Here is a 6,126-nt window from a genome sequence, read left to right as displayed (position 1 = left end):
AGCTTGCAGCCGTTCGGGCCGTCGATCACCGGGATCCCCACATCGCCCGGCTCCCACGGCTCGACCGGAACCCAGGGGTGCAGCTTGCGATAGTAGAGCCGCTCGACGCCCCGATCGTCGTAGATCAGCCCGACATTGTAAGGCATCCCGCCGGGGTTTCGCTCCATGATCGAGAAGCAGCCCCAGATGCGGTTGTCGCGGCAGGCTTTCGCGAAGGCCGCCGTCTCCGGCCCGTCGCGCTCGACCATGATCGCGGGGTTGATGTCCATCGACAGGCCGTGCAGCGCGTATTCCGGGAACACGACAAGGTCCATCGTCGCCATGTTGCGCCGCGCCTTGGCCACCAGTTCGACGATGCGCGCCGTCTGCGCCGCCACGTCGTCTGGCGTCGCCACCACGGGAAGCTGGAGCTGGACCAGCCCCACCACCACGCCGTTGGGGGATTTGTTGAGCCCGCCGAGACCGCTCATGTCGTAAGTCCTTCTATCGGTTGAAGCCAAGGGCGGCGGGCGCGCCGGCCAGCGCGCGCGACGGCGAGCTCGACGCGATCAGCAGGCCGAGCGTCAGCACGTAGGGCGCCGCGTTGAACAGGTAGTAGCCCCCGGTCACGCCGACCGACTGCAGCGCCGGCCCGAGCGCGCCGGCGCCGCCGAACAGCAGCGCCGCCCAGAAGCAGTTGACCGGGCTCCAGCGCGCGAAGATCACCAGCGCCACGGCCATCAGGCCCTGCCCCGAGCTGATCCCCTCGTTCCAGCTGCCCGGATAGTAGAGCGAGAGATAGGCGCCCCCGACCCCCGCGAGCGCGCCGCCCGCCGCAGTCGAAAGCGCGCGCACGCGCAGCGGGTTGACGCCCAGCGCGCGGGCGGCCTCGGCCCCGTCGCCGACGACGCGCACGATCAGCCCGACGCGCGTCGCGCGGAACATCCACGCCATGCCGAGCGCGAGGGCCAGTCCGATCAGGAACAGCGCGTTGACGTCGAGCGCCGCCCGAACCTGCGGAATGTCGGACCAGAAGCCGAAGGGGATGGAGGGCAGGTCCGGCGCGACCGGCTGGACGTAGGGCTTCCCGAAAAAGAAGGCGAGGCCCATCCCCAGCAGCATCAGCGCGATGCCGATGGCGATGTCGTTGACCCGCGGCAGCGCGCAGAGCAGCCCGTGGACGAGCCCGAACACCGCACCCGACAGCGCCGCCGCGAGCACCCCCGCCCAGGGCGAGCCGGTCTCGTAGGCGATGGCGTAGCCCGCCATCGCGCCGAAGACGAGCGTGCCTTCGAGGCCGAGATTGATCCGCCCCGACCGCTCCGTCAGGCACTCGCCCAGCGACACGAACAGGAACGGAGTCGAGACGCGGATCGCGCCCGCCAGCATCGCGAGCGGAACGCCCCAGAGGCCGAGATCCACCGCCTCGGTCATGGCCGCCCCCAGCGTTCCGGGGCGAAGACCTTGAAGCGGCCGTAGAGCGTCTCCGCCATGAGGATGGCCACGAAGACGAAGCCCTCGAGCACCAGCACCGTCGCGTCCGGCAGCCCCATGCGCCGCTGGACGAGCCCGCCCGACGCCTCCAGCCCGCCGACGAGGATCGCCACCGGGATGATCGCCAGCGGGTTGTGGCGGGCGAGGAAGGCGATGAGGATGCCGGAATAGCCGTAGCCCGCGATGATCGAGGCGTTGGCCGCGCCATGCACCGCCGTCACTTCGAAATAGCCCACCAGTCCCGCGAAGGCGCCGCCGAGCGCCGCGAAGCCGACGATCAGCGCCCCAACGGGCAACCCTTGCAACTGCGCCGCGCGGACATTGCCGCCGGCGATGCGCGCGGCGAAGCCCCAGCGCGTGCGTTCGATCAGAAGCCACGCGAGCGCGCAGGCCAGAACGCCCGCCGCCAGCCCCCAATGCACGCCCAGGCCGGGCATGTCGCCGATGCGCAAACTCTCGGGCAGCGGGGCCGTGGACGGCTTGTTGAGGCTCGCCGGGTCGCGCAACGGGCCTTCGACGATGTGGTTGAACAGCGCGATGGCGATGTAGGCCATCAGCAGCGAGGCGATGGTCTCGTTCACGCCGCGCGCGTGCCGCAGCCAGCCGACGGCGCCGATCCAGAGGCCCCCCGCCGCCATCGCCGCGAGGATCATCAGCGGCATGGCCAGCGGCCCGCCCGCCATCGCCGCCGCCGCCGCCCCGAGCCCGCCGAGCGCGATGGCCCCTTCGCCGCCGATCACCACGAGCCCCAGCCGGGCCGGCAGCGCCACGCAGAGCGCGGCGAGCAGAAGCGGCGCCGCGCGCGACAGCGTGTTCTCCCAGCTGAACGCCGTGCCGAAGCCGCCCTGCCAGACGAGCGCGTAGAACGTCGCCGGGGAATGGCCGAGCGCCGCGAGGAACAGGCTGAAGGCGGCGAGTCCGGCGACGAGCGCGCCGAGCGGGATCGCCACCGCTTCGGCGCGCCGTGCGATGGCGGCGAGCGCGCCTTCCCCGCGCGCAGGCGCCAGCGTGCCGGCGGTCAGGTCGCTCACGAGGTCGCGCCGAGCACGCCCTCGACGAGATAGTCCATGCTCTCGAGCGCGACGTCGGTCTCCACCAGCGACTGCCCCTCGCCGAGGATGACGTTCCCCTTGTTGTCGTTGAGCGGCCCGCGCAACGCCGCGAAGCCGCCCTTGAGGATCTCCGCCTTCGTCGCCTCGAACTGCGCGCGGGCGGGGTCGGTCACGGCCGGGCCGAGCGGGCTCATCTTGATGAAGCCGTCCGCCAGACCGCCGCGCACGAAGTTCGGGATCGTCCCGCCGTCGAGCATGGTCTGGGCCATCTGCGTGTAGACTTGCGCCCAGTTCCACTCCGCGCCGGTGAGGTATTTCTCCGGCGCGAGCGCCGACTGGTCGGCGTGGTAGCCGCAGATGTAGGCGCCGCGGGCGGCGGCGGTCTCCATCACGACCTTGGGGCCGTCGACATGGCAGGTGATCACATCGGCGCCCTGATCGACCAGCGCGTTGGTCGCTTCGGCCTCCTTCACCGCCATCGACCATTCGCCGGTGAAGATCACCTGGCAGGTGATCGAAGGATCGACCGAGCGGGCGCCGAGCAGGAAGCTGTTGACGTTCATCAGCACCTGCGGGATCGGCTTGGCGGCGACGAAGCCGAGCTTCCTGCTCGCGCTCATGTGCCCGGCGACGACGCCGTTCAGATACTGCCCCATCCCGATGTAACCGAAATAGGAGCCGACATTGGCGGGGTGGACGCCCTCCGTCCACAGCCCGCCGGCGTGCTGGAAGCGCACGCCCGCGAATTTCGGCGCGAGCGACAGGATGTGGGGGTCGAAATAGCCGAAGCTGGTGGGGAAGATCAGCTCCGCGCCGTCGAAATTGATCATGCTCTCCATGGACTTCTGCACGTCCACGGTCTCGGCGACGTTCTCCTCCTCGATCACGGTCACGCCGGCCATCGCCTTCACCGCCGCGGCGCCTTCGGCATGGGCCTGATTGTAGCCGAAATCGTCGCGCGGCCCGACATAGATGAAGCCCACCGTCAGCCCGGCGGCGCGCGCGGGCAGACCGGCGGCGGCGAGGGCCGCCGCGCTTGCGGAGGCGCCGAGAAAGCCGCGGCGGGAGAGGAAGGGGGTCGGGATCATCGCAAATCTCCGCTGTCAGGGGGGGCGCCGGTTTCGGGACAGGTCGCAGTTGCGGCGCAGTATGGGGCGCCGCGTGGAACTGTCGTCTGCTAATCTCGCGCCGCACCGGTGCGAGAAACGCACCGCTCACCAAGGATCGCCGCGATGCGCCACCACACCCTGCCGCGGATCATCGACGCGGTCGCCCGCGCGGGCTCGATCCGCAAGGCGGCGGAGCAACTCGCGCTGACCCATACCGCGCTCAACCGGCGCATTCTCGCCTTCGAGGCGGAGCTCGGCGCGCCGGTGTTCGAGCGCCGGCCCCGCGGCGTGCGCCTCAGCCCAGCGGGCGAACTGGTGATCCACCATTTCCGCAGCCAGATGGCCGACATGGAGCGCGTGCGCAGCCAGATCGCGGACCTCTCGGGCGAGCGGCGCGGCCATGTCGGCATCGCCTGCAGCCAGGCCCTGCTGCCCGGCTTCCTGCCGCGCCAGATCGCCGCCTATCGCGCGCTGCACCCGGCGGTGACCTTCGGCGTCGAACTGCGCGACCGCGACGTCGCCGAGCAGGCGCTGGTCGAGCACGCCGCCGACATCGCGCTGGTGTTCGAACCGGTGCGCGTGGCGGAAGTGCAGACGCTGCTCACCGTCCCGCAGCCGGTCTGCGCCGTGATGGCCGCCGACCACCCGCTCGCCGGCGACGGGCCGGTGCGGCTGCGCGATTGCCTGCTCTGGCCCGTCGCCGTCCCGACGCCGCTCTACGGGGTGCGCCACATCCTCGACGCGGCGCTGGCGCGGTCGAGCGTCAGGCTGAGCCCGGCGGTCGAGTCCAGCAGCTTCGAGTTCCTCCGCGCGCATGTGCAGGCGGAGCGGTTGATCACCTTCCAGATCCCGATCGGGCTCTCCGAGGGCGACGACGGGCTCTGCGTGCGCCCGCTCGACGCGCGCGACGCGCGCCCGGGTCTGCTGCATGTCTGCCAACTGCGCGGGCGCACGCTGCCGGTCGCGGCGGCGCGCTTCTGCGACCAGATCGTCAAGGCGCTCGCGGCCTGAGCGCCCGACCTCAGGCCGAGGCCACGCAGTTGCGCCCGGCGCGCTTGGCCCGGTAGAGCGCGGCGTCGGCGCGCGCGAGGGTCTGGGGGAACGCCTCCTCGGGGCCGTCCGGCGCGGCGACGCCGAAGCTCGCGGTGAAGGCGAGCCCCCTCGATGCGAGCGGACCGTCGGAGAGATGGAGCGTCTCGACCGCGCGGCGCAGGCGTTCGGCGACCGCTGCGGCGCGCTCGGCGTCGGCGCCGGGCAGGGCGAAAGCGAATTCGTCGCCGCCGATCCGCCCGATCAGATCGCCCGCGCGCAACATGGATTGCGCGGCGCCGGCGAGCGCGCGCAGCGCGGCGTCGCCCGCCGCATGGCCATGCGCGTCGTTCAGCTGCTTGAACGCGTCCAGATCGCACAGGATCGCCGCCGGCCCCGCCCCGCGCGCCAGCGCCATCCGCCGCCCGCTCTCGAGGCGCTCGAAGAAGGCCCGGCGATTGAGCACGCCGGTCAGCGGATCGGTCGCGGCGAGCCGACGGAGTTCCTCCGACTCCGCCGACGCCTCCGCCGCCGCGCGGGACACGGCGACGAAGCCCGACGGCGCGCCGCCTGCGTCGCGCACCAGCCGCAACGTCGCCCGCACGAAGGCGTGGCCCTCGCCCCAGGCGCGCCGCCAGCCCTCCGCCTCCGCGGCGCCCTCCACGAGGGCCTGCGCGATCAGCGCGTCGGGGTCGGCGTCGAATTGCGCGCGGGCGAACAGCTCCCCAAGCGTCATCCCCACCGCATCGCATGCGGCGAGCCCCTCGAATCGGGTGGCGGACTGGCTCCAGCTGTCGATCCGGCCCGCAAGGTCGACGGTCCAGACCGCCGCGCGCGGCGTCCAGTCGGCGAGCGCGGCGTAGCGCGCCCGCGCTTCATGCGCCTGACGCTCCAGCGCCGCCGTCGCCGCGTCGTCCTCCAGCAAGGCGACCAGTCCGCCGTCGCGCCGCCGCGCCAGGGTCACGGCGAGCGGGCGGCCCTGCGGTCCGGTCAGCCGCCGCCGCGCCGTCTCGCCCGGCGCGCGCAGCCGTTGGGCGATCAACCGCAGCGCCGCGCCATCTCCGCCGAGCCATCCGAACAGCGAGCCGGTCGCGTGGGTCTCGCCGCCGTCGCCGAGCCCCAGCAGCGCCCGCGCCTGCGCGTTGACCGTCACGATCGCGCCGTCCGCACGCGCGCGGACGACGCCGACGGGCAGGTCCGCATCGTCCTCGGCCCGCCCGGCGGCGGCGCGATTCAGCGCAGCATGCATTCCGACCTCCGTTTTCCCCTCGACTTTCGAAAAACTTGGCGCGAAATCTTAACGATCCGGTAAACGCGATCTCGATCCGCCGCGGCCCCGCGATTGACCGGCTCCCGCAGGCGGCGCTAAGTCGGGGTCTGCGTGCTGGGGCCTGTAGCTCAATGGTCAGAGCGGACCGCTCATAACGGTTTGGTTGCAGGTTCGAGTCCTGCCGGGCCCACCA

At 72.1% G+C, this 6,126-nt stretch carries 6 protein-coding genes and 1 tRNA gene; 2 read left to right on the top strand and 5 right to left on the bottom strand.

Annotated elements, in window-relative coordinates; translation table 11 throughout:
- The 4 genes from V7Q31_RS16845 to V7Q31_RS16830 all read right to left on the bottom strand — a co-directional run.
- Window positions 1–470, bottom strand: a 470-nt coding sequence (locus V7Q31_RS16845; RefSeq protein WP_333835014.1) for a nitrilase-related carbon-nitrogen hydrolase, incomplete at its 3' end; no start/stop codon positions are given.
- 13 nt (window positions 471–483) lie between these two features.
- The gene (locus V7Q31_RS16840; RefSeq protein ID WP_333835013.1) at window positions 484–1,413 is read right to left on the bottom strand and encodes an ABC transporter permease; all 930 of its coding nucleotides are present in this window, start codon (window positions 1,411–1,413) and stop codon (window positions 484–486) included.
- Window positions 1,410–2,504, bottom strand: a complete 1,095-nt coding sequence (locus V7Q31_RS16835; protein WP_333835012.1) for an ABC transporter permease — start codon at window positions 2,502–2,504, stop codon at window positions 1,410–1,412. The genes V7Q31_RS16840 and V7Q31_RS16835 overlap by 4 nt, the downstream gene beginning before the upstream one ends.
- A complete protein-coding gene (locus tag V7Q31_RS16830; RefSeq protein ID WP_333835011.1) occupies window positions 2,501–3,613 on the bottom strand; it encodes a BMP family ABC transporter substrate-binding protein in 1,113 nt (370 codons plus the stop codon). The genes V7Q31_RS16835 and V7Q31_RS16830 overlap by 4 nt, the downstream gene beginning before the upstream one ends.
- A 144-nt stretch (window positions 3,614–3,757) precedes the next feature.
- Here V7Q31_RS16830 and V7Q31_RS16825 point away from each other — a divergent pair, with 144 nt between their 5' ends.
- Window positions 3,758–4,645, top strand: a complete 888-nt coding sequence (locus tag V7Q31_RS16825; RefSeq protein ID WP_333835010.1) for a LysR family transcriptional regulator — start codon at window positions 3,758–3,760, stop codon at window positions 4,643–4,645.
- A 10-nt stretch (window positions 4,646–4,655) separates the two neighbouring features.
- On the opposite strand, the gene V7Q31_RS16820 is transcribed toward V7Q31_RS16825, so the two are convergent.
- Complete coding sequence (locus V7Q31_RS16820; protein WP_333835009.1) at window positions 4,656–5,912, bottom strand: GGDEF domain-containing protein; 1,257 nt, start codon at window positions 5,910–5,912, stop codon at window positions 4,656–4,658.
- 138 nt (window positions 5,913–6,050) lie between these two features.
- Between V7Q31_RS16820 and V7Q31_RS16815 the strand changes: the two genes are divergently transcribed.
- Window positions 6,051–6,126 (top strand) — tRNA-Ile (locus V7Q31_RS16815).

The sequence above is a fragment of the Rubrimonas sp. genome (genome assembly GCF_036788415.1).
Classification (GTDB): domain Bacteria; phylum Pseudomonadota; class Alphaproteobacteria; order Rhodobacterales; family Rhodobacteraceae; genus Rubrimonas.
This window is presented reverse-complemented; position numbering and strand designations above follow the sequence as displayed.